The sequence below is a fragment of the Austwickia sp. genome (assembly GCA_016699675.1).
Lineage (GTDB): Bacteria > Actinomycetota > Actinomycetes > Actinomycetales > Dermatophilaceae > Austwickia.
This window is the reverse complement of sequence record CP064985.1, coordinates 1962555-1989240: the sequence shown is the minus strand read 5'-3', so window position 1 is coordinate 1989240 and position 26686 is coordinate 1962555. Positions and strand designations below refer to the sequence as shown.

At 73.7% G+C, this 26686-nt stretch carries 25 protein-coding genes and 1 riboswitch; of the genes, 13 read left to right on the top strand and 12 right to left on the bottom strand.

Going from position 1 to position 26686, the window contains the following annotated elements; translation table 11 throughout:
* Window positions 1–39 precede the first annotated feature (39 nt).
* On the bottom strand, window positions 40–1584 hold the full coding sequence (locus IPK37_09085; GenBank protein ID QQS02774.1) for an ATP-binding cassette domain-containing protein: 1545 nt from the start codon (window positions 1582–1584) through the stop codon (window positions 40–42).
* Between the two features lie 137 nt (window positions 1585–1721).
* Complete coding sequence (locus tag IPK37_09080) at window positions 1722–2387, bottom strand: ECF transporter S component (GenBank protein ID QQS02435.1); 666 nt, start codon at window positions 2385–2387, stop codon at window positions 1722–1724.
* Between the two features lie 68 nt (window positions 2388–2455).
* A riboswitch (TPP riboswitch) is annotated at window positions 2456–2560 on the bottom strand.
* 98 nt (window positions 2561–2658) lie between these two features.
* On the opposite strand from IPK37_09080, the gene IPK37_09075 reads away from it, so the two are divergent.
* The gene (locus IPK37_09075; GenBank protein ID QQS02434.1) at window positions 2659–2937 is read left to right on the top strand and encodes a DUF4235 domain-containing protein; all 279 of its coding nucleotides are present in this window, start codon (window positions 2659–2661) and stop codon (window positions 2935–2937) included.
* Here IPK37_09075 and IPK37_09070 read toward each other — a convergent pair.
* Window positions 2930–3442 carry an Lrp/AsnC family transcriptional regulator gene (locus IPK37_09070; protein QQS02433.1) on the bottom strand — a complete coding sequence of 171 codons (513 nt, stop codon included), beginning with the start codon at window positions 3440–3442 and terminating at the stop codon, window positions 2930–2932. The genes IPK37_09075 and IPK37_09070 overlap by 8 nt on opposite strands.
* 327 nt (window positions 3443–3769) lie before the next feature.
* Here IPK37_09070 and pdhA point away from each other — a divergent pair, with 327 nt between their 5' ends.
* Genes pdhA through IPK37_09055 form a run of 3 tightly spaced genes read left to right on the top strand, consistent with a single transcriptional unit; the run spans window position 3770 to window position 7489 of the window.
* Window positions 3770–4915 carry a pyruvate dehydrogenase (acetyl-transferring) E1 component subunit alpha gene (gene pdhA / locus IPK37_09065; protein ID QQS02773.1) on the top strand — a complete coding sequence of 382 codons (1146 nt, stop codon included), beginning with the start codon at window positions 3770–3772 and terminating at the stop codon, window positions 4913–4915.
* 1 nt (window position 4916) lies between these two features.
* Complete coding sequence (locus IPK37_09060; GenBank protein ID QQS02432.1) at window positions 4917–5957, top strand: alpha-ketoacid dehydrogenase subunit beta; 1041 nt, start codon at window positions 4917–4919, stop codon at window positions 5955–5957.
* Window positions 5957–7489, top strand: coding sequence for a 2-oxo acid dehydrogenase subunit E2 (locus IPK37_09055; protein QQS02431.1), 1533 nt, complete (start codon window positions 5957–5959; stop codon window positions 7487–7489). Before IPK37_09060 ends, IPK37_09055 begins: the two co-directional genes overlap by 1 nt.
* Window positions 7490–7900: 411 nt before the next feature.
* Here IPK37_09055 and IPK37_09050 read toward each other — a convergent pair whose 3' ends face one another.
* Window positions 7901–9736 carry a hypothetical protein gene (locus tag IPK37_09050; GenBank protein QQS02430.1) on the bottom strand — a complete coding sequence of 612 codons (1836 nt, stop codon included), beginning with the start codon at window positions 9734–9736 and terminating at the stop codon, window positions 7901–7903.
* Between the two features lie 94 nt (window positions 9737–9830).
* On the opposite strand from IPK37_09050, the gene IPK37_09045 reads away from it, so the two are divergent.
* Together IPK37_09045 and IPK37_09040 are read left to right on the top strand one after the other, a co-directional pair.
* On the top strand, window positions 9831–10541 hold the full coding sequence (locus IPK37_09045; GenBank protein QQS02429.1) for a Type 1 glutamine amidotransferase-like domain-containing protein: 711 nt from the start codon (window positions 9831–9833) through the stop codon (window positions 10539–10541).
* An 86-nt stretch (window positions 10542–10627) separates the two neighbouring features.
* Entirely contained in the window at window positions 10628–12031 is a 1404-nt protein-coding gene (locus IPK37_09040; GenBank protein ID QQS02428.1) for an AI-2E family transporter, read from the top strand.
* Window positions 12032–12067: 36 nt separating this feature from the next.
* Here the strand turns inward: IPK37_09040 and IPK37_09035 are convergent, their stop codons facing one another.
* The 5 genes from IPK37_09035 to hutH form a co-directional block, all read right to left on the bottom strand.
* Window positions 12068–12724: a CoA pyrophosphatase gene (locus tag IPK37_09035; protein QQS02772.1), complete on the bottom strand. Its 657-nt coding sequence runs from the start codon at window positions 12722–12724 to the stop codon at window positions 12068–12070.
* Window positions 12725–12822: 98 nt separating this feature from the next.
* Window positions 12823–13554, bottom strand: coding sequence for a glycosyltransferase family 2 protein (locus tag IPK37_09030; protein QQS02427.1), 732 nt, complete (start codon window positions 13552–13554; stop codon window positions 12823–12825).
* On the bottom strand, window positions 13554–14129 hold the full coding sequence (locus IPK37_09025) for a GtrA family protein (protein QQS02426.1): 576 nt from the start codon (window positions 14127–14129) through the stop codon (window positions 13554–13556). Before IPK37_09025 ends, IPK37_09030 begins: the two co-directional genes overlap by 1 nt.
* Entirely contained in the window at window positions 14126–15997 is a 1872-nt protein-coding gene (locus IPK37_09020) for a hypothetical protein (protein QQS02425.1), read from the bottom strand. The genes IPK37_09025 and IPK37_09020 overlap by 4 nt, the downstream gene beginning before the upstream one ends.
* 31 nt (window positions 15998–16028) lie before the next feature.
* Complete coding sequence (gene hutH, locus IPK37_09015) at window positions 16029–17621, bottom strand: histidine ammonia-lyase (GenBank protein ID QQS02424.1); 1593 nt, start codon at window positions 17619–17621, stop codon at window positions 16029–16031.
* 91 nt (window positions 17622–17712) lie between these two features.
* Here hutH and IPK37_09010 point away from each other — a divergent pair, with 91 nt between their 5' ends.
* From IPK37_09010 to IPK37_08995, 4 genes are all read left to right on the top strand, one after another.
* Window positions 17713–18948, top strand: coding sequence for a hypothetical protein (locus IPK37_09010; GenBank protein QQS02423.1), 1236 nt, complete (start codon window positions 17713–17715; stop codon window positions 18946–18948).
* Window positions 18949–19087: 139 nt separating this feature from the next.
* Window positions 19088–19507, top strand: a complete 420-nt coding sequence (locus IPK37_09005) for a hypothetical protein (GenBank protein ID QQS02422.1) — start codon at window positions 19088–19090, stop codon at window positions 19505–19507.
* 43 nt (window positions 19508–19550) lie between these two features.
* Window positions 19551–19820 carry a hypothetical protein gene (locus tag IPK37_09000; GenBank protein ID QQS02421.1) on the top strand — a complete coding sequence of 90 codons (270 nt, stop codon included), beginning with the start codon at window positions 19551–19553 and terminating at the stop codon, window positions 19818–19820.
* Window positions 19817–20617 carry an IclR family transcriptional regulator gene (locus IPK37_08995; GenBank protein QQS02420.1) on the top strand — a complete coding sequence of 267 codons (801 nt, stop codon included), beginning with the start codon at window positions 19817–19819 and terminating at the stop codon, window positions 20615–20617. Before IPK37_09000 ends, IPK37_08995 begins: the two co-directional genes overlap by 4 nt.
* Before the next feature lie 36 nt (window positions 20618–20653).
* Here the strand turns inward: IPK37_08995 and IPK37_08990 are convergent, their stop codons facing one another.
* A complete protein-coding gene (locus tag IPK37_08990) occupies window positions 20654–21688 on the bottom strand; it encodes a hypothetical protein (GenBank protein QQS02419.1) in 1035 nt (344 codons plus the stop codon).
* A 157-nt stretch (window positions 21689–21845) separates the two neighbouring features.
* Between IPK37_08990 and IPK37_08985 the strand changes: the two genes are divergently transcribed.
* Together IPK37_08985 and IPK37_08980 are read left to right on the top strand one after the other, a co-directional pair.
* Window positions 21846–22469 carry an NTP transferase domain-containing protein gene (locus tag IPK37_08985; protein ID QQS02418.1) on the top strand — a complete coding sequence of 208 codons (624 nt, stop codon included), beginning with the start codon at window positions 21846–21848 and terminating at the stop codon, window positions 22467–22469.
* Between the two features lie 70 nt (window positions 22470–22539).
* Window positions 22540–23523 (top strand): NAD(P)H-quinone oxidoreductase, encoded by a 984-nt coding sequence (locus tag IPK37_08980; protein ID QQS02417.1) that lies wholly within the window; start codon window positions 22540–22542, stop codon window positions 23521–23523.
* Window positions 23524–23895: 372 nt separating this feature from the next.
* On the opposite strand, the gene IPK37_08975 is transcribed toward IPK37_08980, so the two are convergent.
* Window positions 23896–25161, bottom strand: coding sequence for a hypothetical protein (locus tag IPK37_08975; protein QQS02416.1), 1266 nt, complete (start codon window positions 25159–25161; stop codon window positions 23896–23898).
* Between the two features lie 179 nt (window positions 25162–25340).
* Between IPK37_08975 and IPK37_08970 the strand changes: the two genes are divergently transcribed.
* Complete coding sequence (locus IPK37_08970; GenBank protein QQS02415.1) at window positions 25341–25718, top strand: phage holin family protein; 378 nt, start codon at window positions 25341–25343, stop codon at window positions 25716–25718.
* Between the two features lie 64 nt (window positions 25719–25782).
* Here the strand turns inward: IPK37_08970 and IPK37_08965 are convergent, their stop codons facing one another.
* The gene (locus IPK37_08965) at window positions 25783–26601 is read right to left on the bottom strand and encodes an HAD family hydrolase (GenBank protein ID QQS02414.1); all 819 of its coding nucleotides are present in this window, start codon (window positions 26599–26601) and stop codon (window positions 25783–25785) included.
* Between the last annotated feature and the right edge of the window lie 85 nt (window positions 26602–26686).

Below are 26686 nucleotides of genomic sequence, written 5' to 3'. Positions count from 1 at the left end.
GGTCCGCGCCGTACGCCCCGTCCACGCCGTTCGGGCCGCTCATCCGGCACCACCTGACCGCCGCGCCACCCGGCCGCGACTCAGCTCGGTGGTCACGTCGGCGAGCGCGCTCAGCGCCGCGTCGTGGGTGGCCACCGGCGCCGCCGTACCGGCATTCGCCGCCCCCCGAACCAGCCCCGCGACCGCCGCCCACGTGTGTCGGTCCTGGCCGACCGTCGGCTCGTCCAGCGCCAATACGGCCGGCCCGTGCGCCAGCCCGGTCGCGACGGCCAGCCGCCGCAGCTCCCCCCCGGAGAGCCGGTGCGGGTCGCGGCCCGCCGCCGGGAGCAGGCCCAGCAGCTCCAGCAGGCCACGCGCCCGGGTCTGCGCCCACCGGTCGTCACGACCCAGCGCGCGGGAGGTCGCCAGGATCGAGTCGGCGACCGTCGCGCCCAGGACCGTCAGCTCGGCGCGCTGCGGCACCCAGCCCATCCGGTCGGCGAGCTGCGCCGACGTCCATGCGTAGGGGGCCTCGCCCGCCCCCCGGGCCAAAGCCGGCGCCGCGATCACGCGGCCGCTGGTCGGCCGGTCCAGCCCCGCCAACAGGCCCAGCAGGCTCGACTTGCCGGCCCCGCTGGCGCCGCGCAGCACGTGCATGGCACCGGCGGCGCAGGTCAGGTCGACGGCGTCGACGGCGAGAACGGGCGCCTGCCCGCGGCGTACGACGGAAAGCCCCGTCCGCGGCCGCCGCGCCAGCGAGACCCCCTCCGCGCGCAGGAGGGCCTCCGCCGCCGAACCCGCATCACCCGCCGCGCCGGACCCGCCGGCGACCAGCGGCGCCACCAGCTCGGCCGGTACGTCGCGGGGCTCCGGGTCCGGCGCGCCCGGCACCCAGATCCCCCGCGCCAGCAGGTCGTCGCGGCGATCGCGCAGCACGGCCGCGACCGGCCCGTCGGCCACGACCCGCCCCCCGTCGCCCAGGACGACGAGCCGGTCCACCACGTCGACCCAGCCCTCCAGCCGGTGCTCCACCACGACGAGCGTGCAGGCGTAGGCCTCCACGACCCGGCGTACGGCCTCGCGCACCGTCGCCGCCGAGTCCGCGTCGAGCATCGCGGTCGGCTCGTCGAGCAGCAGCGCACCTGGTCGCATCGCCAGCACCCCGGCCAGGGCGAGGCGCTGGGCCTCGCCGCCGGAGAGGGCGTCGGTGCGTCGGTCCGGACCGTACGGGAAACCCACCAGCTCCAGCGCCCACCCCACGCGCTCGCGGATCGCGGATCGCGGCAGGCCGAGGTTCTCGGGGCCGAACGCCACGTCGCGCCCGACCCGCCCGGCGACCCGGGCGTCGGCGGGATCCTGCACCGCCAGGGCGACCCGGCCGTCACCGGGGACGACGGGCCGCCCGTCCACCAGCACCTCGCCACGCAGGTCGCCGGGGTCGATCTCCGCCAGGACGCCCGCGAGAGCCCGCAGCAGCGTGGACTTGCCCGACCCGCTGGCCCCGACGAGCAGCACCTTCTCCCCCGGCGCGACGTCCAGATCGAGCTCGCGCACGACCGGCGCCCGTGCGCCGAGCGGGGTGAACGTCAGCCCGCGCGTCGTCAGCCGGGCGGGCGCCTCCGCGGCGGCGGCAGGGCGAGGGCTCTGCGCGGGCCGCGAGGACCCGGTGGTGCGGGTGGCGCCCAGCGCGCCGCCGGTGACGGCGGGCTGGGGCTGGTCGGCGGGGATGGCGGGGATGGCGGTCAGCGGGCCGCGGGGAAGGCGTCGTACGCCGGGTCCTCCGGGGCCGCCGCCAGCTCGGCGCCGGGCGGGAACGCCCGCAGGGCGCCGGCCCGGGCCAGGGCCCGGACGAGATAGTGCGCGCCGACGCCGGCCACGAGCACACCGGAGATCACCGAGAAGGCCAGCACGGCGAGCTTCCAGCCCCACGCGTACTCGGCCGCGTAGCTCCACCATTCGTAGAGCACGATCTCGAACACCGCGGCCAGCGCGCCCGCGATGACGGCGTGCGGCAGGCGCCAGCCCCGCCACCGGAACAGGGCGAAGGCCACCTCGACGCCGAGGCCCTGCAGCAGGCCGGAGATCAGAACGCCGGGGCCCCAGGGGTTGCCGAGCAGGTACTCCAGCAGCGCCGCGACCATCTCGACGAACAGCGCCGCGCCGGGCCGGCGGATCACCAGCGCGCCGGCGACCGCGGGCAGCAGCCACACCCCCAGGGCGAGGGAGCTGGCGGGCGGGAACCCCGCGGTCAGCGTGGACCACGGCGTGTTGAGCAGGTAATCCCAGCCGATGAAGGCGACCCCGAACGCGACCCCGAGGATCGCGGCGGTGACGAGGTCGACGGCCCGCCAGGCGAACGGGCCGCCGCGCGCGAGAGCGCGGTCGCGGGTGTAGGTGGTGGTGGTCATGGTGTCGTTCCTTCCCGTTGGCATCCTGGGGATCCCGAACGGGGGAGGCGCACGCCGCGGACGACGTACGACTGAGATTCCCGACTCCCTACGCCGGTGCGAACCGGATCAGGTGCGAGGGTCTGCGGAATTCCGCACTCTCAGCGCCGTGGGGCGCTCCCCTGTCGTGTACGCCGAGGTTAGCGCACGTCCCGGCCGCGCGGCGACCCGATAGCCCTGGCAGACTGGGCAGCGATCTGGGCACCAGTGAGGACGCGACAAGGAGTTCGGCGTGAACGATCGGATGTTCAAGCTCATCGGGACGGGGGCCGCGATCGGCGCGGCCGCGCTGGCCAAGCAGGTCAGCGAGAAGGGCTGGAAGGCCGTCATGGCGAGCGACCCGCCGGCCAACCCCGAGGACCCCGACACCGAGCTCTGGGAGGCCATCGCCTGGGCCGTGGCGTCCGGTGCGGTGATCGCGGTGGCTCGGATGATGGCGTCGCGGCAGTGGACGAAGTACTACACGAAGTCCACCGGCCACGCCCCCGCCAACCCCAACGAGGTCAGCTGACCTTCGGCGCCGCGGGCCCCGGCCGCTCCGACACGGAGCGCCAAGGGCCCGGCGTCTCGTGGTCGGCGAAGACCAGCCAGGTTCGCGAGTTGCGCACCCCCTTGATGGCCTGGAGCTGTTCGAGCACCACCTCGCGAAGGGTGGCATTGTCCGGCGCCCGGACCAGCGCGATCACGTCGAAGTCGGCGGCGACGAGGGCCACGTGCTCGACGTACGGCACCGCCGCCACCGCCTCGCGCACCTCGCGCCAGGTGTCCTGCTCGATGGACAGACAGACGTACGCCGTGGTCGACAGCCCCGCCTTCTCGTGGGCCACCCGCGCCGCGAAGCCGTTGATCACCCCGGCCTCCAGGAGGCGGTCCAATCGGGCGTAGGCGTTGGCCCGGCTGATGTGCAGCCGCTCGGCCAGGGCGCGCATGGACAGCCGCCCGTCGTCCACGAGCGCCGCGACGATCGCCCGGTCCGTCGCGTCCAGCACCTGCGGTGGCGACGACTGGTCGCGCATCCGCCCTCCTGAGGTCCAGTTGTCTCGCGTTCCCGGGTTTGCTTGAGCCGAGCGTACGATCCGCGCCACCATCAAGACCACCGATCCCCCGGACCCCGCCGCACCGCTCGCCGCCCCGGACACCTCAGCGCCCGGCACCCGGCCCCGGCCGCGCGCGGACAGGAAGGCGTCTCGATGGTGAGCACCCCCGCGAAGAAGACGGCAGCGGCGTCCGCGCCGAGCAAGCGCGCCCCGGCCAGCAAGCGCGCGGCCGCGAACGCCCGCGCCGCCAAGGCGGCGGCCCAGGCCGTCACCCACGACGAGGCGCACCCGCCGTTCCAGGCCGGGCTGATCCCCGCTCCCGAGCCGGTGCGCTTCCTCGACGAGCAGGGCGAGCGGGTCGCCCCCAACACCGACGACTACACGGCGCCCTCCGACGACCTGGCGCTGGAGTGTTACCGCCGCATGGTGCTGGGCCGGCGCTTCGACACCCAGGCCACGGCGCTGACCAAGCAGGGTCGGCTGGCGGTCTACCCCAGCTCCCGCGGCCAGGAAGCCTGCCAGGTCGGGTCGGTGCTCAGCATCCGCGCCGACGACTGGTTCTTCCCGACGTACCGCGACTCCGTCGCCCTCGTCTCCCGCGGCATCGACCCGGTCGAGGTGCTCACCCTGCTGCGCGGCGACCAGCACTGCGGCTACGACCCCGCGGCGACGTACACCGCCCCGCAGTGCACACCCCTGTCGACGCAGCTGCTGCACGCGGCGGGCGTCGCGTACGGCGAGGCGCGGCAGGGCCGCGACCGGGTGGCGCTGGCGTTCATCGGCGACGGCGCGACCAGTGAGGGCGACTTCCACGAGGCGCTGAACTTCGCCGCCGTCTTCAAGGCGCCAGTCGTCTTCGTGGTGCAGAACAACGGCTGGGCCATCTCCGTGCCGCTCTCCAAGCAGACCGCGGCACCGAGCCTGGCGTACAAGGGCATCGGGTACGGCGTCGTGTGCGAGCAGGTCGACGGCAACGACGCGCTCGCGGTCCTGGCGGTGGTCGGCAAGGCGGTCGACTGGGCGCGGTCGGGCAAGGGCCCGGTGCTGGTGGAGCTGCACACGTACCGGATGGAGGCGCACACGAACGCCGACGACGCCACGCGCTACCGCACCGCGGATGAGGTGCAGGAGTGGAGCGGGCGCGACCCCGTCGTGCGGCTGGAGGCCTACCTGCGCGCGATCGGTCGGCTCGACGACGCGGCGATCGAGGCGATCACGGCCGAGGGCGAGGCCGCGGCGGCGGCGCTGCGGGATCGGATGAACGAGGACCCGCCGGTGGAGCCGGCGGCGATGTTCGACCACGTGTACGCGGCGCTGACCCCGCAGCTGGCCGAGCAGCGGGCGATGGTGCTGGCCGAGATCGCCGCCGAGGCGCCGGAATTGGGCTCGGGTGGCGCGGGCGACGACGTACCCCCTGCGCCGCGCAGCGGCGACGTACGGAAGGGGCACTGACATGGCGCAGGTGACCTTTGCGGCGGCGCTCAACCAGGCGCTGCGCGACGCGCTCGCTGCCGACGACACCGTCTCGGTCTTTGGCGAGGACGTCGGCGTGGCCGGCGGGGTGTTCCGGATCACCGACGGGATCGCCCGCGACCTGGGCGACGACCGGTGCTTCGACACGCCGCTGGCCGAGTCCGGGATCGTCGGGTTCGCGATCGGGATGTGCATGGCCGGGCTGCGGCCCGTGGTGGAGATGCAGTTCGACGCGTTCGCCTATCCGGCGTTCGAGCAGATCACCTCGCACGTGGCGAAGATGCGCAATCGCACCCGCGGGCGGCTGTCGATGCCGATGGTGATCCGGGTGCCCTACGCCGGCGGGATCGGCGGGGTCGAGCACCACTGCGATTCGTCGGAGGCGTACTACGCGCACACCCCGGGCCTGCAGGTCTACACCCCCGGGACGGTCGAGGACGCGTACGTGCTGTTACGCGCCGCGATCAATTCCCCCGATCCGGTCGTCTTTTTGGAGCCGAAACGGCTGTATTGGTCGAAGGCAGAGACCGACCTGAAGGACCTCGCGGTCCGCCAGGACCTGCTGCCGCCGGGGCGGGCGGCGGTGCGGCGCCGTGGGGATGACGTGACGCTGGTGGCGTACGGGCCGTCGCTGCCGGTCGCGCTGGAGGCGGCCGAGGCCGCCGTGGACGAGGGTTGGTCCGTCGAGGTCGTGGACCTGCGCACGATCACCCCGTACGACGACGCGACCGTGGTGGACTCCGTGCGGCGCACCGGGCGCTGCGTGGTGGTGCAGGAGGCGCAGGGGTTCGCCGGGGTGGGCGCGGAGATCGCGGCGCGGGTGCAGGAGCGGGCGTTCCACGCGCTGGCGGCGCCGGTGCTGCGAGTGGCGGGCCTCGACATCCCCTATCCCCCACCGAAACTCGAGCACGTGCACCTGCCTGGGGTGGAGCGGGTGCTGGACGCCATCGCGCGGCTGCAGTGGGACGACCAGCCGGACCTGCGGTACGTCGAGGGCGCCCGCGCCGGGGGTCCCCGCTGATGGGCACCCAGACCTTCCTGCTGCCGGACCTCGGCGAGGGCCTGACCGAGGCGGAGATCATCTCGTGGGCCGTCGCGGTGGGGGACACGGTTGCCGTCGACCAGGTGGTGGTCACCGTGGAGACTGCGAAGGCCCAGGTGGAGGTGCCGTGCCCCTACGCCGGGGTGGTGGCCCAGCTGTACGGCGACGCGGGAGCCGTCCTGGACGTCGGCACGCCGCTGATCAGCGTGACCACCGCGGCGAGTGCTGGCGCTGGCGACTCGGCTGGCGGCGGAGGTGGCGCGGATCAGGCGTCGGCGCTGGTGCCGTCGGGGACGCCCGAGTCCGAGCGGGACCCCCGGGTGACCGAGGCGGTCACCGAGGAGCGGGGCGGGTCGGGCAACGTGCTGATCGGGTACGGGACCTCGGAGGCCAAGCGCGGCCGGCGCCGTCGGGTGGTGGCCGCCCGGGCCGAGGAGACCCCCGGGCAGGCGGCGCACGCGGCGTCGCAGCGGGAGTTCGCGTTCGGGGCGGCGAGCCCGGCCGGGTCTGGGCCTGCGGCTGGGACGCCCACCATGGGAGGTCGGGTGTCGGCCGAGGGCACGGCGCCGGGGTCGCGCCCTGGCGACGCCGTACGCGTGATCTCCCCGCTGGTGCGCAAGATGGCCGCGGAGCACGGCATCGACCTGCGCCGGGTGCGCCCGAGCGCTCCCGGCGGGATCATCACCAAGCGCGACGTGGAGGCGGCAATCGCCACCGCGCCTGCACCTGGTCCAGCGTTGTCCACAGGCGACCGTTCGTCGACCAGCACGTTTGGTGCCATGGCACCCAAAGCGCAGGTCACGAACGGTCGTGGGCTGGTCGAGGAGCGCATCCCGATCACCGGGATTCGCAAGGTCATCACGGACAAGCTCACCCAGTCGCGGCGGGAGATCCCCGACGCCACCACCTGGGTCGACGTCGACGCGACCGGGTTGCGGCAGCTCAAGGACGACCTGGCGGCGACCGTGCCGGAGGCGCGGATCGGCTACCTCGCGCTGCTCGCGCGCATCGTCGTGGCGGGGCTGACCCGCTACCCGGCGGTCAACGCGCGCGTCGACCTGGACGCGGGCGAGATCGTCCGCCTCGGTTCGATCCACCTGTCGTTCGCGGCGGACTCGCCGCGCGGCCTCGTCGTACCCGTCGTGCACCACGCCGAGCAGCTCACCACGACCGAGCTGGCCGCCGCGCTGCGCGACCTGGTCGAGCGCGCCCGCGCCGGCACGCTGACCCCGGCCGAACTGACCGGCGGCACGTTCACGCTGAACAACTACGGCGTGTACGGCGTGGACGGGTCGACCCCGATCATCAACCACCCCGAGGCCGGGATGCTCGGCGTCGGACGGATCGTGGACAAGCCATGGGTGGTGGGCGGCGCGCTGGCCGTGCGGCCGGTGACCCAACTGTCGCTGACCTTCGACCACCGGGTCTGCGACGGCGGGGTGGCGGGCGGGTTCATCCGGTACGTCGCCGACTGCGTCGAGCGCCCCGGCGCCCTGCTGGCCGGCCTCTGACCCGGCACGCGCCGGGTCGGCGGGTTGGCGGGCCGGCGGGCTGGCGGGCTGGCGGGCCGGCGGGCACTGCCCAGACAGATCTGGTGCCGCATCCGGCGACCCCACGCCCCGGCGGCCCGACGGCCCGACGCCCCGACGCCCCGACGCCCCGACGCCCCGACGCCCCGACGCCAGGTGAGGCGCCTCACCTCCATGCGAGAGGACTCGCGAACGTACGTGAGTCCTCTCGCACTCAGGTGAGGCGCCTCCTCCCGGGAGAGCAGGTCCGTGGGGCAGGCGCGGGCCTGGTCAGACGGGCCTGATGAGACGGGCCTGATGAGACGGGCCCGGGGAGACGGGCCAGGTGAGACGGGCCCGGTGAGACGGGCCCGGTGAGACGGGTCCTCTCGGGGACAGGGCAGAAAGCCGCGCTCAGCGCACGAGGACGTCCGTGTCCAGCCCCGTCCCGTCGGCGCTTACCCGGTGCAGCCGGTAACCCCGCGCCACCAGCTCGGCCGCTTGGCCGGACGACTCCCCCTCGCGGTGCGCGACCACGATGGCCTTCGCCCCATAACGCCTGGCCGCGGCGTCGAGGGCGGCGCCGCTGAGCCCGTCGTACGCCGCCGGCGAATAGCTCGCGCACTGCGCCCACCCGCCGAGGGCGTCGAGCCGGGCGGTCCACTCGCGGTACGCCGCGCCACCGTACGGCAGGTCCTTGCAGTCCACCACCACCCCCCGCTCCAGCGCGAGCTTGAGCTGCGGGCGGGCGGGGTTGAGCAGAACCTGTACGTCGGGGGCCAGGACCGCCCGGGCCCGGGCGCCCCACGCGCCCTCGGCGGCGCTGGCCGGCCAGCTCAGCGGCGCCGGCACCGCGCCGGTGAACCCCGCCGAGCGCACCACCAGCAGCCCGCCGACCGCCAGCACGGCCAGCACGGATCCGGCACACCGACGCCGTACCGGCGCGCTGCGGCCCGACCCGACCACCGCCGCCACTCCCAGCACGGCGACCAGCACCACCAGCGTGACCAGCGCCGCCGCGGTGAGCCGCCGGTCGGCCACGAACCCGGTCTTCATCCCGGCCGGCACCCCGGGGCTCGTGTAGAACACCGTCGTCGCCAGGGCACAGACCGCCGCGAGCACCCCCGCCGTCACCCTGGCCAGCACCCCGGTGCCGGACCGGATCCGCCGCCCCCGCCCCACCAGCACGAGGACCGGAGTCAACACCCCCCACACGGCGAACGGGAAGATCAGATTCCCCACCCGGTAGGCGTTGTACGCCTGCACCGCCCGCCCCAGCACCGGCACCCCGCGCCGGTCCGCCGCCATCGCCAGCACCAGCAGCACCGCCGGCACCCCGACGGCCAGCAGATACCGCCGCGGCCCGCCCCGACCCCCGGGCAGCGCCGCCGCCAGCAGCAGGCACAGCCCAGCCGCCGCGACCGTCGAGAGAAGCTGCCACAGGCTCCAGCTGCGGGCCGCGCAGTGGAACGGGATGTACCGGTCGCAGATCTCCACGAACGCCGCCGGGTCGCTGCCCACCGACCGCGCCCGCATGCCCCCCAGCGCGACGAGCGCGCCCAGCACCCACCAGGCCGCGGGCACCGCCAACCCCCGTCGCGCCGGACCGGGTCGAGTCCGCAGCCACGCCCGGGACCGCCAGACGTCGAACCCCCAGACCAGGGCCCCGGCCCCGAGGGCCAACACGCCCATCTGGATGTGCGCCGCGGCCGCCACCGGCAGCACGGCCGGCGCCCAACGCCGCCGGGTCAGCGCGGCGGCCAGAAACAGGTAACCCAGCGCGCCGCCGAGCACGTTGGGCAGCGCGAGCGGGCTGTTCAGGGTGTTGGTGCCGGCGAGATAGACGGCCTGGTACGCCGACAGCAGTCCCACCGTCAGCGACGCGAGGCCGGCCAGCCACGGCGTACCGCCGCACCACCGTCGCGCCAACAGCGCCGTCGCGACGCCGAAGACCCCCAGCGCGACGACGTAGTAGAGCAGCAACGCGACAGGCAGATTCCCCGCCGAGCGGCCCGCCCAGACCACCGCGTCGAACAGCCAGTGCGGCTGGGGTGCCTCGCGGGTGAACCAGTCCCCGGCGAAGGCGGTCGGGTCGGCGCGGTTGATGCCGTACGGCGTGAGGACCACGTGATCGTTCAGCCCCACCATGAAGCCCGGCCGGCCATCGCCCGACGTCAGCTCGTTGCCCACGCCGAGGCCGCCGGCCGCGAGGACCGCGCACGCCAGGCCCCCGAGCCTCCCGTTGGACACGGCCCCATTGTGGCCCACGGCCCGCGGGGAGGTGGCCCAGGCCACGGCTTCCTTCGCCCCCGCTGGCCCCCTGAAGCGGGATAGGTTCTGACGCATGACCACACACATCGTCGCGATGGGCGGCGGCGGCTTCTCCAGTTCGGAGGGGTACGCCGCGACGAGTCTGGACCGCTACATCTTGTCCCTGACGGACGCGAGCAACCCGCTGGTCTGCTTCGTGCCGACGGCGTCGGGTGACAACGGGCTCTACGTGTCGCGGTTCATGAACGCCTACAGCCACGCCCACGCCCGCACCAGCGTGCTCACGCTGTGGGAGGGCGCCGCGGCGTCGTTGTCGCGGCTCGATGAGGTCGATGTGTTCCTGGTCGGCGGCGGCAACACCGTCAACATGATGGCCCTGTGGGCGGCGCACGGGCTGTCCCGCAAGCTGCAGGACATCGCCCTGGACACCAGCCGCAACGTGGTCCTGGCAGGGTCCGGCGCCGGTGGCTCGGCGTGGTTCGAGGCCTGCACCACCGACGGCTACGGCGCGGGCATCTCGCCGTTCCCGCACGGCCTGGGCCTGGTCGAGGGCAGCTTCTGCCCGCACTTCGACGGCGAGGCCGACCGGCGGCCGCAGTTCAAGGAGTTCGTCGACACCAGCCAGCTGCCCTCCGGCTGGGGCGCCGACAACGGGGCGGCGCTGCACTTCATCGACGGTGAGCTGCAGGGGTGCTACGCCGAGCGCGACGGCGCCATGGTCTACCTGGTCGAGCAGGACGAGAACGGCGCGGAGATCAGCCCCCAGCGGATGACCGTCCTCTAACCCGCGGGGCCGTCGAGCGAGGCGGCGATCGGGCTGCGCGTGCGAGACTGGGCGCGTCCGAACACCGCGACCTCGACTGAGGAGTCATGCCCCTCTTCCGCCGCCCCGCTCGTCGTACCCCTCCGTCCCGCGGCACCGCGGCCGGCCCTGCCGCCACGACCGCGGCCGCTGCTCGCCGGGTGACGCCCGCGGCGACGAGCCTTCGGGACGCCACCCCCGTACGTCGGGACGCTGCCGCCGCCATCCCGTTCCAGCTGCAGGTGGCGGCGGGGTACGCGTGGCGCGTCATCGTCATCGCCGTCGCGCTGTGGGGCCTGCTGCAGGTCCTGGGGGCAACGACGACCGTCGTCATTCCGCTCGCGGTCGCCGCCCTGCTCACCGGGCTCCTGATGCCCGTCGGGGTGTTGTTCAACCACCGGCTGGGGCTCCCGCGCCACGCCGCCGCCGCCATCACCGTGCTCGCCTTCCTGGCCATCGTCATCGGGCTGCTCTCGCTGGCGGGCACCAAGCTGGTGACGGGCGTGACCGACCTCGTGCAGCAGGCCAACCTCGGCGTCGACCGGCTCACGGAGTGGCTCCAGAACGGCCCGCTGCACATCGGCGGGGACAAGCTCGTGGAGTACATCCAGACGGGCCGCGAGTGGGTCACCGAGAACAGCCAGACCCTCTCGCGGGGGGCGCTGCGGGCGAGTGGCACCGCCACGGAGTTCTTCGCCGGCGCGCTCATCGCGCTGATCTCGACGTTCTTCTTCCTCTCCGAGGGCGACCGGATCTGGTCGTGGATCGTGCGGCTGCTGCCGCGGGAGGCCCAGGCGCCGTTCCACGAGGGCTTTCGGCGGGGATTCGTCACGCTGGGCGCCTACGCGCGCACCCAATGCCTGGTGGCCGCGGTCGACGCGGTCTTCATCACGCTCGGCGCCTGGGCCCTCGGACTCCCGCTGCTCATCCCGATGGCCCTGATCATCTTCTTCGCCTCGTTCATCCCCATCGTGGGCGCGTTCGTCTCCGGCGCCCTGGCCGTCCTGGTCGCGCTGTTCGTCAAGGGCCCCGTCGTGGCGCTGATCATGCTCGGCGTCATCCTGGCCGTCCAGCAGATCGAGGGCCACATCCTGCAACCGGTGCTGATGAGCAAGGCGGTGGCCCTGCACCCGCTCGCCGTGATCCTCGGCGTCGGCACCGGGTCGTTCCTGTTGGGAATCGTCGGCGCCCTGTTCGCCGTACCGTTCCTCGCCGTCGTCAACACCACCGTGAGTTATTGGGTGGGCCACGACACGTTCCCCGGGCTGGCCCGCGGACTGTCCGCCGTGGGGGTCTCGCCCAAGAAGCTGGCGGGCGAGGGGGACGGCGACTCCACCGCCGACGACGTGGCGAAGGAGGAGAAGCGGCGCACGCGCCTGATCGGCTCGGCCAGCCCCGACGCGGCACGCCGGGAAGCGGCCCGCGAGGACGGCGCGCGCGACGCCGACGCACGTCAGGCCGACTCGCGCTGAGCCGACTCGCGTTGAGCCGACTCGCGTTTAAGCCGATCAGTCGCGGTAGCGGTCCGGGACGGGGCGGATGTCCGCGCGATCCCAGGGGCGGTTCAGGCCGCCCAGCGTGAGCACGTGGTCGAGCAGCATCGCGGTGAAGCCCCACACGTAGAGCCCGTCGACCTCGAATCCCGGTGAGCTGTACCCGTAGTCGGGCAGGCTCGCCGTGAACCGACAGTCCGGGTTCAACAGGTGGTCCAGGTCGGCGCGGACCACCCGGGCCACCTCGAACTCGTCTACGGCGTCGATGGGGTGCGGGTCGCGCCACCAGGCCAGCACGGGCGTGACGGCGTTCTGGGAGGGGTACATGTAGAGCCCCGGCAGGATGTCCACCACCGTGACGCTCGCCGGGTCGACCCCGACCTCCTCCTCCGCCTCGCGCAGCGCCGCGTCGATGGGCCCGTCGTCGCCGGGGTCCAGCTTCCCCCCGGGAAAAGAGACCTGGTGGGCGTGCGAGCGCAGGTGCGCCGAGCGTTGGGTGAGCACCACGTCGTAGCCCACCGTGTCGTCCGCACGCGGATGCCCCGCGAAGAGCAGCAGCACGGCCGAACGCACCCGCGGCCGCGGCGGCGGCACGAACTGCTCCCACCACTGCGGGACGTCCGCCTCCAGCGCCGGGCGAACGGCCCTCAGCCAGTCCGGCACCTCGGTCACGACTCGGGTCACGGCCCCGACTGTACGACGTGTGGGGCGGCCCGCGAACCGCCGTGCCCCGGCGCACCCCCGATCAGCCCGGACGCGAGTGACTCCCGTTACCGGGCGGCCCCGTGACCGAGCTGACCCGCCCGGCGGCGCAGCCGCAGCAGACCCAGGGCCATCTCCAGCACGTCCGAGACCTTGATGCGGGTGCCGCCGTCGTCGTCGCGCTCCCGCAGCGTGATCGGCACCTCGGTGATGGGCAGCCCCTGCAGGTGGGCCGCGTAGAGCAGCTCGGTGGAGAACAGGTAGCCGCCCTCGACGAGCCGAGGCAGCACCTCCCGCGCCCAGCCGGCCGGCACGAACACCGTGCCCTGCGTGTCGCCCACGTCGAGGCGCAGCACGATCCGGCGCAGCCAGGTGAACACGAACGTCATTACCCGACGCAGAACCGCCCGCGGTACGACGGAGTCGCGGTGCGCCTTGGACCCGATGACGATCCCCGCCGGGCAGCCGGCCGCCTCCCAGCCCGCCACGTCGGTCATCCCGAACGGCAGGTCGTCGGCCGTCAGCAGCACGAGGTCGCCCGTGGCGCGGCGCACCCCCTCGGCGTACGCGTTGCCCAGTCCCACCGCGGACTGGACGGCCTGCACCGGAACCAGCCACGCGCGGGCGGCCAGGTCCTGGGCGAGGCGCCAGGTGCCGTCCCGGGACCCGTTCTCCACGAGGATCACCTCGGCGCCGGGCAGGTCGGCCAGCGCACAGGTCAGGGTCTGCACGCTGTGCTCGAGGACGGGCCCGCTGTTATGGGCCGGGACGACGACGGACAGCGCCGGTCGCTCGCTCATCAGGCCACCCGCCCCGGGTCCGGGGTGGGACCGGGCTCGCCCGACTGGTCTTGGCCCGAGGCGCTCGAGGCGCCTGACGTGGCGGCCCCGCTGGGCCCGATGTTGGCCACGACCCGCACACGGTGTACGGCCCGCTCGTGCCAGGCCACCGTCTCCTCATCCGCGGGCAGGGGGTGGCTCCGGTCGACGTACACCCAGTGCCGGTAGGCGAAGTAGTTCCAGACGGTGATGATCCCGGTGGCCAGGATCTGCCGGCGGGCGGTGCCGAGGCCGAGCGCGCTGCCCAACTCGTGCAAGGGGATCTGGGCCAGGGTGTTCACCCCGGCCAGCACCAGGTAGCGGGCCATCGATCCGTTCACGCCCGCCTCGGAGCGGAACGTGAAGACGCGCTGCAGCGTGTAGGCCACCCCGAAGGTCAGCAGGAACGCCGCGGGCGCCGCGACCCGCTCGGGGTCCCAGTGCAGGTGCACGATCAGGATGTTGAGGAGCAGCACGTTGACGGCGAAGCTGAGGCCGCCGACGACGAGGTAGCGCATGGCGCTGTGCCGCAGGACGCGCTTGACCAGCTCCATCATGGACTGGACGTCCTCACGCCAGGATCCGCAGGCGCAACCCCCGGTCGCAGCAGGATCGCCGAGTCGATGGTGTCGACCTTGACGTGGTAGTAGCTCCAGCCCAGGGCGGTCAGGTCACGCACCTGGTCGCGGCCCTCATCATCCTTGGTGATGATGGCGTCGGCGCCGTACCGGTCCGCGACCGCGACGAGTTCGCGGGCGGGCATCGTCGTGAAGTAGGTGTCGTGGAGGCAGTGCTCCCACCCGCCGACCGCGTCGAGCCGCTCCTTCCACTCGCCGTACGCCGGGCCGCCGTACGGGATGTTCTTGCAGTCCACGACCGAGCCACGCTGGGAGTTGAGGCGGAAGCCGATGCTGTACGGCGACGCCAGGTATTGGGAACCCGGGGGCAGGATCTTGCGCGCCTGCACGCCCCAGGCCGCGCCCGCCTTGCCGCCCCAGACCGTGGCGGACGGGTGCCGCTGGAAGTACATGGCGGTGCCGAAGGCTGCGACCAGCACCCACACGCAGAACGCGGCGAGGACGGCGCCGTTGAACCGGCGGCGCTGCTCGTGCGTCCGGTGCAACCCGCCGGCGGCGACGACCGCGAGCACGACGTACGCCGCGATCAGGGCCAGATCCGTGGCGCTGTAGTGGAACTTGCCCTGGCCGAAGTCGATCTTGCCCGTGCCCGCGGAGTGGAACAGGGGCATCGCCACGCACACCACGGCGACGGCGAGGCGGCGTTTGAGCGTGAACGCCGGGCGCAGGAACGGCAGGACCAGTCCCCACATGGCGTAGGGGTACATCGCGAGGCCGACCCGGTAGCCGTTGAGGGCCTGCATGAGCTCGCCCAGCACGGGCACGTGCAGCCCGTCGAGCACCATGGCGATCACCGTGCCGACCGCGCACACCCCGATGGTGCCGAGGAAGATCGGGCGGCGCACGGGGCGGACGTAGACGGCGCAGGCCAGCGTCAACGTGCAGCAGGCCAGCACCGCGACGACGGAAGCGGCCGGCCACTGGCTCGCCGAGCAGTGGTAGGGGATGTAGTTGTCGCAGATCTCGACGAAGTCCTTGCGGTCGGCGGCGACCGATCGGGCCTTCATCTCGGCCAGGACGATCACGGCCGAAAGGACCCAGACGCCCGCGTAGAGGCCGACCCGGCCGCGCGGCGGCTGGACCTTGCGCAGCAGCGGGACACAGGCGATGGCGCCGAGCAGGCTGACCGCGAGCGCGATGGCGCCGATCTGCACGTGCACCACGGCCAGCACCGGGAGGATCACCAGCGTCCAGCGGTAGCGGCCGGCAATCACGCAGGCCGAGAGCAGGTAGAGCAGCGCCCCGCCGAGCATGTTGGGGACCGCCGACGGGTAGCCCATCCACGTGGACCCGGCCACGGCGAACGGGATGATCCCCGACAGGAGGCCGCACGCGAGCACCGCGCCCCAGGCGTGCTCGCGCCCCCACGGCCGCGCGAGGACGGCGGTCGCCATCCCGGTGATGAAGCAGCCGAGGACCCAGTAGGCGAAGAGCACCAGCGACAGGTGCCCGGACTGCCAGCCGAACTTGATGAGGTAGTCGAACAGCCAGTGCGGCTGGGGAGCGTTCTGCATGAACCAGTCGCCGGCGAAGGCCTGCGGGTCCGCCCAGTGGATGCCGAGCGGTGCGAGCACCACATGGTCGCCGGTGCCGAGGGAGAGGGACCCGCGGGTCATGCTGGGGAAGTACTCGCAGATCACCGCCAGGATCGCACCCCCGACCGCGCTCATCGCGAAGAACTCGAACCGCGAACCCCAGCGGGAGCGTCCCCCCGCGGCGGTGGGGTGGCTGGGCGCGTCGCCGGTGGTCGAGGCGGGAGCCAGCGGCTCGACGTCGGGGACGGTCACGTCCGAAATCTTAACGGCCGCACCAGGCGGGTCAGGCGAGCACGCCGACGACCGCCTCGACGGCGCCGACGAGCGCGCCGGACCGGACGACGGCGTACGCGTCCTCGATCTCCGGCGCCAACCACCGGTCCGGGCCCGCCCCGGGCCACCCGCCGGCGCGCAGCGCGGCGACCGCGGCCGCCCCCGCCGGACCCGGGACCAGGGGCGCCCGCAACTCGATCCCCCGCGCGGCGGTGAGCGCCTCGATGGCCAGGACCCGGCCCAGCCCGTCCACAGCGCGGCGCAGCTTGCGCGCGGCGGCCCAGCCCATCGAGACGTGGTCCTCCTGCATGGCCGAGCTGGGGATCGAGTCGACGCTCGCCGGCGCGGCGAGTCGCTTGAGCTCGGCGACGATGGCCGCCTGCGTGTACTGCGCGATCATGTGCCCCGAGTCCGTCCCCGGGTCGTCCGCGAGGAACGGCGGCAGGCCCGCGTTGCGAGCCCGGTCGAGGAAGCGGTCCGTCCGTCGTTCGCTCATGCTGGCCACGTCGGCGGCGACGATCGCGAGGAAGTCGAGGACGTAGCCGAGCGGCGCGCCGTGGAAGTTGCCGTTCGACTCCACCCGCTCGCCGAGGGTGACGACCGGGTTGTCGATGGCCGCAGCGAGCTCGCGACCGGCCACGACCCGGGCGTGGGCCACGGTGTCCCGGGCCGCGCCGTGCACCTGCGGCGCGCAGCGCAGGCTGTAGGCGTCCTGCACGCGGGTGCAGGCCGCCGTGGCGTGGCTGGCCCGAATCGGGCTGTCGGCCAGCATGGCCCGCAGGTTGGCGGCGGAGGCGGCCTGGCCGGGGTGCGGGCGCAGCGCCTGCAGGTCCGCGGCGAAGACGTGGTCGGTGCCGAGCAGTCCCTCGACGCTCATCCCCGCGGCGACGTCGGCGGCCGTCAGCAGCCCGGTCAGGTCCGCGATGGCCAGGCAGAGCATCCCGAGCATGCCGTCGGTGCCGTTGATGAGCGCGAGGCCCTCCTTCTCGCGCAGCTCCAGCGGCGCGATGCCGGCGGCGGCCAGCGCCGGGGCCGCGGGCCGCAGCTCGCCGGTCGCGTCGCGCACCTCGCCCTCCCCCATCGCGGCCAGCGCGCAGTGAGCGAGCGGGGCGAGGTCACCCGAGCAGCCGAGGCTGCCGTACTCCCGCACGACCGGCGTGATCCCCGCGTTCAGGAGGGCGGCGTACGTCGTGGCCGTCCGCTCCTGCACGCCGGTGCGCCCGGTGGCCAGCGTGGCCAGTCGCAGCAGCATGAGCGCCCGGACCACCTCCCGCTCGACCTCCGGGCCGGAGCCCGCGGCGTGGCTGCGAATGAGGCTGCGCTGCAACTGGGCTCGCTTGTGCGGCGGGATCGAGGTCGTGGCCAGCGCGCCGAAACCCGTGGAGATGCCGTAGTGCGGTACGTCGTCGTCCGCGAGCGCGTCGACGACCGCTCGGGTCCGCCGGATCCGTGCCAGGGCCTGCTCGGCCAGCCGCACCGGGGCGTCGTGGCGGGCCACCGCGACGACCTCCTCGATCGTCAGCGGCGCGTCCGCGCCGACGACGACCGTGGCCGGCGGCGTGGATCCGGGCGGGGCGAACGGCGTACGGCTCATGCCTTTCATGGAAACCCGCGCGGCGACCCCGGACCGCCCCGGCGCGCCCGGATCTGTCTCGCCGGCGAGACCCCGGATCGGCGCGGCTACGCTGTCCCGCGTGAGGACCGAGATGCTGCGCGGGCGGCGCTGGCGCGGCTGGGCGGTCGTCGGCGTGGCCCTCGGGTATGCGTTCCTCAGCTGGCTGCCGGTGGGCTACCTGTCGTACGGCGACACGGTCCCGCACGGCCTCGGCCGCCGGCTGTGGTGGCCGTTCTGGAACCCGGCGTACACCCTCGTGATCAGCGCGGCGGCCTTCGCGGCGGCCTGGGGTCTGCACCGACTCGGATCGCGCCGCTGGCTGACCGCGCTCGCGCTGGCCGGGTCGGTCGCGTGCGTGCTCGCGGCGTACGTCTTCTATCGCGGCTCGGCCGGCCACTACGCGGCGGCCACCGACCGGGCGACCGCGTTGCAGTACGGGGCCGAGGAGCTCCTCGCCGGGCGCAACCCGTACTACCGGCACACCCAGCTCGGCAACACCATCAGCCCGATGGTGGGCGGGCTGCTCCTGGCGGTGCCGTTCGTGCTCACCCACGGCGACCTCTACTGGCAGGGCCTCGTCTGGTTCACGCTCCTGATCGGCGGGCTGACCTGGTGGTGCGGGGCCCGGGCCGGCGCCGTGACGGCGGCGCTGCTCTTCCTCAGCCCGGCGTTCCGGTTCGAGCTGGCCATCCAGTCCGACGGGTGGGTCAACGGCGCCGCGCTGGTCGTGACGGGCACCGCCGTGTACCTCCTCGCCGGGCGGTATCGCGCGTCCCGGTGGTGGACGACGGCGTACGTCGTGGCGGCGCTGCTCTTCGCGCTGGCCTTCTCCTACCGCTTCATCTACGCCGTGCTCGCCCTCCCGCTGCTGGTGCTGCTCTGGCGGCATTACGGTCGCCGCGCCGCGCTGACGGCCGCGATCCCGGCCGGGCTGGCGTCGGCGGTGCTGATCTTCGGGCCGTATCTCGCCGACCCGGCCGTCTACGCGCCCTTCACGAAGGCGGGCCTCGGCACCAGCGAGACCACCGTGCCGGGCCTGCCGCTCATCACCGCGGTTGCCTGCATCGGGGTGACCGTCGTCGGCACGCTGCTGATGCGCTCGCTGGCCGGGGTCTGGGGCACCATGTTCGCGGTCAGCCTGGTCTTCATCGCCCTGACCGGGTGGGGCCAGCACCAGTGGTACCAGTACCTGACCTACGCCTACAACGGCGCCGCCCTCGTCTTCGGCCTGGTCGCGCTGGCGCTGCCGACGAACGCGCCGGAGGGCGTCCGCCGCGACCGTTCGCTGCTGGCCGGCCTGCGCCGCGGTCGATAGGGCCGAGCCGGCCAGCGGGCCGCCGTACGGGCGGTGGCTCCGGGATCAAACCGGGCGCCCGCGGCGTTGACGATAGCGACGCGGCCACCCGGCCGCGCACCCCGCGACACCGCCCCGGCGGAGGAGCTGATCAGGCCCGATGACCGAGCCCCGTTTTGCCTCGCCCATCCCGCCCTACCAGGCCCAGGGCGGACCCCAGGACGCCCCCACGCGCTCGCCCGGATACCAGGGGCGGGGCTCCGCGCCCCTCGAGGGCGTCGTGCTGGGTGGCCCCGGCGCGTCCCGGGCCCGCAGCGCCTTCGGGCCGGTCCGGCCGCGCTACGTCCGGCAGAAGTCGCTGCTGCTCGCCGGCCTGCTGGCGTTCATCTTCCCGCCGATCGGGATGCTCTACGGCACGATCTTCGGCACCCTGGTGATGACCTTCATCAGCATCCCCGTCGCCATCATCACCGCAGGCCACGGCCTCGCCGCGCTCTGGCCGTTCTGCGTCCTGTGGGCGGTCTGGGGGGCCCACCGCACCAACCAGCGACGGCTCGCCTGGGCAGCCCTGGGCCTGTAGCTCCGGTCCGGGGACGCCGGTTGGGCTGGTCTACCCTCGACCCATGAGCCGAGAGAAGGATCTCGCCAACCTGATGGCCCAGGCCCGCGACGCCTACGAGCGCGGCCTGCCGGTCTTCGCCGCCAAGCTCAAGATCAGCGCCTGGTCGCCTCCGGAGCACGGCGACGTCGCGGTGTTCTCGGAGAGCATCGCCGCGGTCGAATCGCTCGGCTGGCGGCTGTCGAACTGGGCGGTCGCGGCCGACTCCGGCGGCGCGGCCTGCGGCTACCCCCTCTTCCGCCGCGACACGGCCCTGATCCAGGACCAGGTGTGACGGCCGGGGCGGCGCCGGCGGCAACGCCCGACCCGCCCGCTGCCGTCCAGGCCCTCGCGGTGCTGCGGCTCCTGGCCCGCCATCTCGAACCCCTCCCCGCAGCAGCCATCGCGCGAGACCTCGATCTCCCGCGGAGCACGACGTACAAGCTGCTCGCTGCCCTCGGCGACGCGGGTTTCGTCACGCACGTCCCCGAGACCGGCCGGGACGGGCTGGGGTTGGCGGCGTTCGGGCGCGGCTGGGCGTATGCGCGGCAGGCGCCCCTCGCGCGCGTCGGCCGGCCCGTCATCGCGCGGCTCGTCGACGCGCTCGGCCACACGGGTCACCTCGCCGTGTTGCACGGGAATCAGGTGCTGTACGTCGTGGAGGAGCGCGCCTCGGGCGAGCCCGCGCTGGTCAGCGACGTGGACGTCCGGCTGCCCGCGCACCTGACCGCCAGCGGGCTGGCGATGCTCGCGGCCCTGCCGCCGGCCCAGATACGGGCGTTGTTTCCCGGCCGGTCGGCGTTCGTCCAACGGCACGGCGTGGGCCCCGACTCACCGAGCCGGCTGAGGGCGGCGCTGACGGCGGTGCGGACGGCGGGGTACGCGCACGAGAACGGCAGCGTCACCCCCGGTTTCGAGTCGGTCGGGGTGCCCGTGCTCGACCGGCACGGGCACCCGGTCGCCGCCGTCGCGGTGACCTGGCGGACCGGGCACCTGCGGGCCGACCGCGACGGTCCGGGCGGGATCGTGGCGCGGTTGCGCGCGGCGGCGGCCGAGGTGTCGCGGCGGCTGGGGGCGCCGCTCGCGCTCTGACGCTGCGTTCAGACCCCGCGCCCGGTCGCTTGCCGGTCAGTTCTTCACGGTGAGAACGAGCTTGTCCCCCTCGATCGCGCTGCACGTGAAGCTGAGGTCGCCGACGCGCGCGGACTCGCCCTTCTTGCAGGACCTCTCGGTGCCGTCGACGGAGTACTTGGCGGTGTCCCCGTCGATGCCCTGCTGGGAGATGACCTTTTCGCCCTTGGCCGTCTTGAGGTTGACGGTCGCGCGCTCGTGGATGAGCGTGAGCTCGCACTGCGTGTTGTTGCAGGCGGCCGTCGCCCGCTGCCGCCCGATGAGGCTGTAGATCAGCAGCCCTAGGAGCATCAACAACACCAACCCCGCGGCCAGGAGGGCGAGGACTTTGGCGTTCATCGGCTTGCGGGTCTTGGTCGCGGGCGCACCCCAGGGAGCCGACGCTCCGGCCTGACCCGGTTGACCCGGCTGACCCGGCTGACCCGGTTGACCCCACGGGCCCGGCCGGCCGGGCTGATAGGGCTGCCCCGGCTGGTTCTGCTGCCCGGGCTGACCCCACTGGCCCGGCTGGGTCGAGGCGCCGTACGCACCGGGTGCCTGCTGCGGCCACTGCCCCTGCGGCTGCTGTCCCCACGGAGCCTGCTGCGGTTGACCGGGCTGGGACTGCCCGTGCGGGGGCTGACCCTGCTGAGGCGGCTGGCCCCAGGGCTGCTGCCCGCGCCCTTGGTCGCCCCACGGCTGGGGCCCCTGTCCGCCCGGCCCGCCCGGCCCGCCCTGCCCGGGCTGTCCCCACGGCTGCTGTCCCTGGCCGGACTGCTGCCACTGCGGGTAGCCCTGCTGCCCCTGCTCACCCCAGCCACCCCGCGGGGACTCACCCTGGGGCGACGGCTGCTGGGCCCACTGGCTCGGCGGCGGGGAACCGGGCTGGCCCCAGGACTGCTGGCCCTGCGGGGCACCGGGCGGCGTCAGCGGCAACGGCGGAGGCGTCTGCGGCATCGGCCGGGTGGCGTCGAACGCCCCCGGTTCGCTGGGGGCGGTCGCGTCGGGATAGACGCCCTCGCTCGGCTCGTCGCGGCGCTGCTCGTCCGACATGGGTCCTCCGGCTCTGAGACGCTGCCCTGGCGCGGTCGGGTGACGCGCGTTCGGGCCGCGGGCTTGCGCCGGCCGCTCGCCCGGCGTCTTGCGTCATGGTAACTGCGGCCCGTCCCCCGTTCGTGAAGGTCAGCGCAGGTTGTGGACAATGGACGGCATGCCGCAGGCCACCGCGATCGTGTTGTGCGGGGGTCAGTCGCGACGGTTCGGGGGCACCGACAAGACCCAGGCACCGGTCCACGGTGAGCCGCTCCTCGCCCGGCTCGTCCGCACGCTGCCGCCGGACTGGGACGTGGTCTGCGTCGGGGTGGCCCGGCCGCTGCCCAGGGCGGTGCGGTGGGCCCGGGAGGATCCCCCCGGCGGCGGCCCGGTCGCGGGGATCGCTGCGGGATTGGCCCAGGTCGCCACGCCGTACGTCGTCCTGCTCGCCGGCGACCTGCCCTTCGCGGGGGAGGCCGCCGCGGCGCTGGTCGCCGCCCTCGCGGCCGAGCCGACCAGCGTCGATGGGGTGCGCGCGCTCGATGGGGAGGGGGAGGAGCAGGCGCTGCTCGCGGCGTACCGCACCGCGCGCCTTCGTGCCGCGGTGCCGGCGGGTGCGCGGGACGTGGGGGTACGCCGTACGTTGGCGGGCCTGACCTGCGCCACCCTCGCCGTACCGGCGCATGCCGCCTGGGACGTGGACACGGCGGAAGATCTGGCGCGGGCGGCCGACCACGCCGATCACGCCGGCCGCGACGGCCGCGACGAGCAGGCCGACCAGGACACCCGCGACCCGGCGTGAGCGGCCGCCGCTGATCGAGGGCCCCGGCCCGGGCCGCTTCGCCGCGGGGGCGCGGCCCTAAGGTGATGCCATGCGGGCCATCACGATTCCCACCCCCGGCGAGAACATCGACGCACTGGTGCCTGACGAGGTCGAGGACCCCTCGCCCGCCGCGGGGGACATCGTCATCGACGTAGCCGCCGCCGGCGTCAACCGCGCCGACCTGCTGCAGCGCCGCGGCTTCTACCCGCCGCCGCCCGGCGCCTCGGAGCTGCCCGGGCTGGAGGTGGCGGGCACCGTCTCCGCCGTGGGCGCGGACGTCACCACCTGGCGGGTCGGCCAGGAGGTCTCCGCGTTGCTGGCGGGGGGCGGCTACGCGGAGAAGGTGGCCGTGCCGGCCGGCCAGGTGCTGCCCGTGCCGAGCGGGCTCAGTCTCGTCGAGGCCGCCGCGCTGCCGGAGGTCGCGTGCACGGTGTGGTCCAACGTGTTCATGACCGCGCACCTGCGGCCGGGCGAGACGGTGCTGTTCCACGGCGGGTCGTCCGGGATCGGCACGATGGGGATCCAGCTCGCGCGCGAGGTCGGAGCCACGGTCGCGGTGACCGCGAGCAGCACCGCCAAGCTGGAGGCCTGCCGGGGGCTCGGCGCGGAGATCCTCATCAACTACCGGGACGCGGACTTCGTCGAGGAGATCCGGCGGGCAACTGGTGGGCGAGGCGCGGACGTGATCCTCGACCTGATCGGGGCGAAGTACCTGGACCGCAACATCAAGGCCCTCGCCACCAACGGGCGCCTGGTGATCATCGGGATGCAGGGCGGCACCAAGGCCGAGCTCAACATCGGCGCACTGCTGGCCAAGCGCGGCGCCGTCATCGCGACCTCGCTGCGGGCCCGGCCCGACGAGGAGAAGGCTGCCATCGTGGCCGCGGTTCGCGAGCACGTCTGGCCGCTGGTCGAGGCTGGCCGCGTCGTACCGCTGGTCCACGAGACGGTTCCCCTCGAGGAGGCGGCGCGGGCCCACCAGATCCTCGAGGACGGCCAGCACATCGGCAAGGTGATCCTGACCGTCGCCTGACTCGGACGGCCCGCGAACGGCTCACGGTCGCGATTGACGCTCACGGTTGCGGTGAGCGCTCACGGATGGGGTTAGTGCTCGTGGTCGCGGTTGACACTCACGGTTGCGGGGACAACCACCACCGTCATCGGTAACCGCAACCGTCACGGCGAGCGCTCACGGTCGCGGTTGCCGCTCACGATTGCGGGGGGCGATCGACCAATCGTGAGCTGCCCTGCGGCCGAACCCGACGCCGTGGAGGCGTTCCCCGCAACGATCAATACCCCGTCCCGCGCGCGCCTGCGCCGCCAAACAGGAGGTAATGATCGTCGGCAGTGACGAGTTTGGCGGCCCCACCCCATCGGCCATCCCTCAAGGCCGGCCCAGCGCCCCTTAGAAGAGGCGCGCCGTGTCGCCGGTCACCGTGAAGCCGTGCCCCGACAGCGGGTCGGTGCAGGTCACACCGCTCATGGCGGCCGTACAGGTGACCTGGCCGGTCGTGAGGGTACGCCCGAAGGCCAGGCCGGCCGCCTCGCCGTACTGGGTCCGGATGGTCGGATCCGACCCCTGCCGCTGCCAACGGGGCGCGGTGTTGCCCGCCGCCTCCCGGAACGGGGCGCCGGAGGTGCAGCCGTACGCCGCGGTCCCGTTGCGCAGCACCACCGCGTCGACGGTCCCGCACCCGGGGTCCCCCTCCGGCTTCCACGAGGGCTGCGACGCGGCGCAGGTCACCTTCGTCCCGTCGAGGGTGCATGCGATTTTGCCGGTGGGCGTGACGAACGAGCTGGTCCCGGCCCCGTCGACGATCGTGGTCTGCCCCAGCGACCGGCCGCGCTCGGTGGGCGCGAAGCTCAGCGTCGAACCGCCCAACGACAGCAGGTTCTCGAACGGTCGCTTGTCGTGACCCTCCCCCTCGTAGGCGACCCAGTCCACGGCGAGCCCGCCGTCCGTGGGGCGCCACGCGGTGACGTGGGCGTGGTCGGTCCTCGCAATGTCGCCGAGCTTCACGTTGCCGATGACCTCGCCGCCGTGCTTGACGATCACCACCATGGCCGGCCACGTCGTGCCGCCTGCGTTGCAGGTGTATTGCGCCACGACCTCCTTGGCCCCATCGCCGTTGACGTCGGCCAGAACGGGAGACTCGGGGCCCGTCATGGACAGCTCGCCATACCCCGATGCGCCCGTCCGGGACGCCCCCGGCGGCCGGCCCGGACGCCAGGCGTTCGCGGAGCCGCCTGAGCTGGTCGCGGAGGAGCCGGCCGTACTCGCCGAACTGGTCGACGTCCTGGCACTGCTGGCGCCCTCACCCGGACTCGTCGACGGTTCCGAGGTGGGGCCGATCGTGCCGTTGTGCAGGCGGGTGGGGGGCTGCTGGCAATACGCGGGGACCACGATGTCGCTCAGGTCGGCCAGGGTGGCATCCGGTGGAGCGGGCGGCTTGGTCGGCTCCGCTGACGTCGACGTGGAGCTGGCCGGCGACTTGGCCGAGCTGGGCGAGGACGAGGCGCTGGAGAGGCTGACGCCGGAGCAACCCGCGGTGAGGCCGGCCAGCGCCGTGGCGGCGAGGAGAAGCGCCGGCGTACGCCGTACGCGGCTCCGCGACCCCCCGGACAACCCAGCGGCGGACACGGCGCCGCGCCGCGTCCCCCGTGCGCTCATCGCGATCCCCTCCCGTAGCCGGCGAGCCGGCCCTCGATGCCTTGAGCCCGCTGATCGCGCAGTCCCTCCTCACGGTAGGGACCATCTCGGCGGCCGTCCAGGATCGGGGCCGCGGCGCGCGCGAATCGTGATCCGTGCCACAGGGATCCACCGACGCGGCGCCGTGTGAGGATGAGGGCGTGGCCTTCATCGTGCGTACCGTCGCCGTTGCCGTCGCGACCGGGCTGGCCGCCTGGCTGGTCCCGGGAATCGAGGTGAGCGGCCGCGACAATGCGGCCGTCGCGCTGACCCTGCTGGGGGTGGCGGTGCTCATCGGGGCCGTCAACGCTCTCGTCAAACCCTTGGTGACGGCGGTGACGAGCTGCCTGGTGATCCTGACCCTGGGACTGTTCCTGCTGGTCATCAACGCGCTGATGCTTCAGCTCGCCGCGTGGCTCGCGGGCCAGCTCGGGTTGGGGTTCCAGGTGAGCGGGTTCTGGCCCGCGGTGTTCGGGTCCGTGATCATCAGCCTGGTCAGCGGGGCCCTCTCCGGCATGCTCACCCCGAGCCGGCGGTGATCCCGACCACTGCCTGAGCCCCGCGAGCCGGCGGCGCTCAGGGCCGGCCCTCGGGTCCGGCCGCTCAGTCGCGGCGGAGGCGCTCCGCCACCAGCGGGACGACGTCCGCGATCGAGTCGGCCACCCGCGTGGGCCGGTATGGGAACGTCTCCACCTGCGCCGCACTCGTCGATCCGGACAACACGAGAATCGTCCGCATGCCTGCCTCCAGGCCGCTGACCACGTCGGTGTCCATCCGGTCGCCGATCATCACGGTGTGCTCGGAGTGCGCCTCGATGCGGTTCAGGGCGGTGCGCATCATGAGCGGGTTGGGCTTGCCCACGTAGTACGGCGTACGTCCCGTCGCCGCCGTGATCAGCGCCGCCACCGAACCCGTGGCCGGCAGCGTGCCCTCCTGGCTGGGGCCGGACACGTCGGGATTGGTCGCGATGAACCGTGCGCCGGCCTCCACCAGCCGGATGGCGCGGGTGATGGCCTCGAAGGAGTACGTGCGCGTCTCCCCCAGTACGACGTAGTCGGGGTCGCGGACGGCCATCGTGTACCCCGCCTCGTACAGCGCGGTCGTCAGACCGGCTTCGCCGATGACGTACGCCGTACCGCCGGGCCGCTGGTCCTTCAGGAAGCGCGCGGTCGCCAGCGCGGAGGTCCAGATGTTGGCCTCCGGCACGTCGATGCCGCTGCCGAGCAGGCGGGCCCGCAGGTCACGCGGGGTGAAGATCGAGTTGTTGGTGAGGACCTGGAACCGTACGCCGGACGCCTTGAGCGCCTCGACGAAGTCGGCGGCGCCGGGGATCGCGTGCTCCTCGTGAACGAGGACGCCGTCCATGTCGGTGAGCCAGGCGTCGATGTACGGCGGGTCGAGTGGTGGTGCGCTGATGGCCATGGTCGCCATTCTGGCGTGGTCCGATCCCCCCCGCCCTGAGTGCGTTCCCGTCCTGACCGTGTCCCGTCCTGAGCGTGTCCCGCCC

Coding starts and splice junctions, on each gene's coding strand:
- IPK37_09070 (QQS02433.1), bottom strand. CDS start 3,442: ATGCGCGACCAGTCGTCGCCACCGCAGGTGCTGGACGCGACGGACCGG.
- IPK37_08965 (QQS02414.1), bottom strand. CDS start 26,601: ATGGCCATCAGCGCACCACCACTCGACCCGCCGTACATCGACGCCTGG.
- IPK37_08985 (QQS02418.1), top strand. CDS start 21,846: ATGCCGCAGGCCACCGCGATCGTGTTGTGCGGGGGTCAGTCGCGACGG.
- IPK37_09025 (QQS02426.1), bottom strand. CDS start 14,129: ATGATGGAGCTGGTCAAGCGCGTCCTGCGGCACAGCGCCATGCGCTAC.
- IPK37_09000 (QQS02421.1), top strand. CDS start 19,551: ATGAGCCGAGAGAAGGATCTCGCCAACCTGATGGCCCAGGCCCGCGAC.
- IPK37_08990 (QQS02419.1), bottom strand. CDS start 21,688: ATGTCGGACGAGCAGCGCCGCGACGAGCCGAGCGAGGGCGTCTATCCC.
- hutH (QQS02424.1), bottom strand. CDS start 17,621: ATGAAAGGCATGAGCCGTACGCCGTTCGCCCCGCCCGGATCCACGCCG.
- IPK37_09040 (QQS02428.1), top strand. CDS start 10,628: ATGCCCCTCTTCCGCCGCCCCGCTCGTCGTACCCCTCCGTCCCGCGGC.
- IPK37_09060 (QQS02432.1), top strand. CDS start 4,917: ATGGCGCAGGTGACCTTTGCGGCGGCGCTCAACCAGGCGCTGCGCGAC.
- IPK37_09055 (QQS02431.1), top strand. CDS start 5,957: ATGGGCACCCAGACCTTCCTGCTGCCGGACCTCGGCGAGGGCCTGACC.
- IPK37_08975 (QQS02416.1), bottom strand. CDS start 25,161: ATGAGCGCACGGGGGACGCGGCGCGGCGCCGTGTCCGCCGCTGGGTTG.
- IPK37_09045 (QQS02429.1), top strand. CDS start 9,831: ATGACCACACACATCGTCGCGATGGGCGGCGGCGGCTTCTCCAGTTCG.
- IPK37_09030 (QQS02427.1), bottom strand. CDS start 13,554: ATGAGCGAGCGACCGGCGCTGTCCGTCGTCGTCCCGGCCCATAACAGC.
- IPK37_09080 (QQS02435.1), bottom strand. CDS start 2,387: ATGACCACCACCACCTACACCCGCGACCGCGCTCTCGCGCGCGGCGGC.
- IPK37_09005 (QQS02422.1), top strand. CDS start 19,088: ATGACCGAGCCCCGTTTTGCCTCGCCCATCCCGCCCTACCAGGCCCAG.
- IPK37_08980 (QQS02417.1), top strand. CDS start 22,540: ATGCGGGCCATCACGATTCCCACCCCCGGCGAGAACATCGACGCACTG.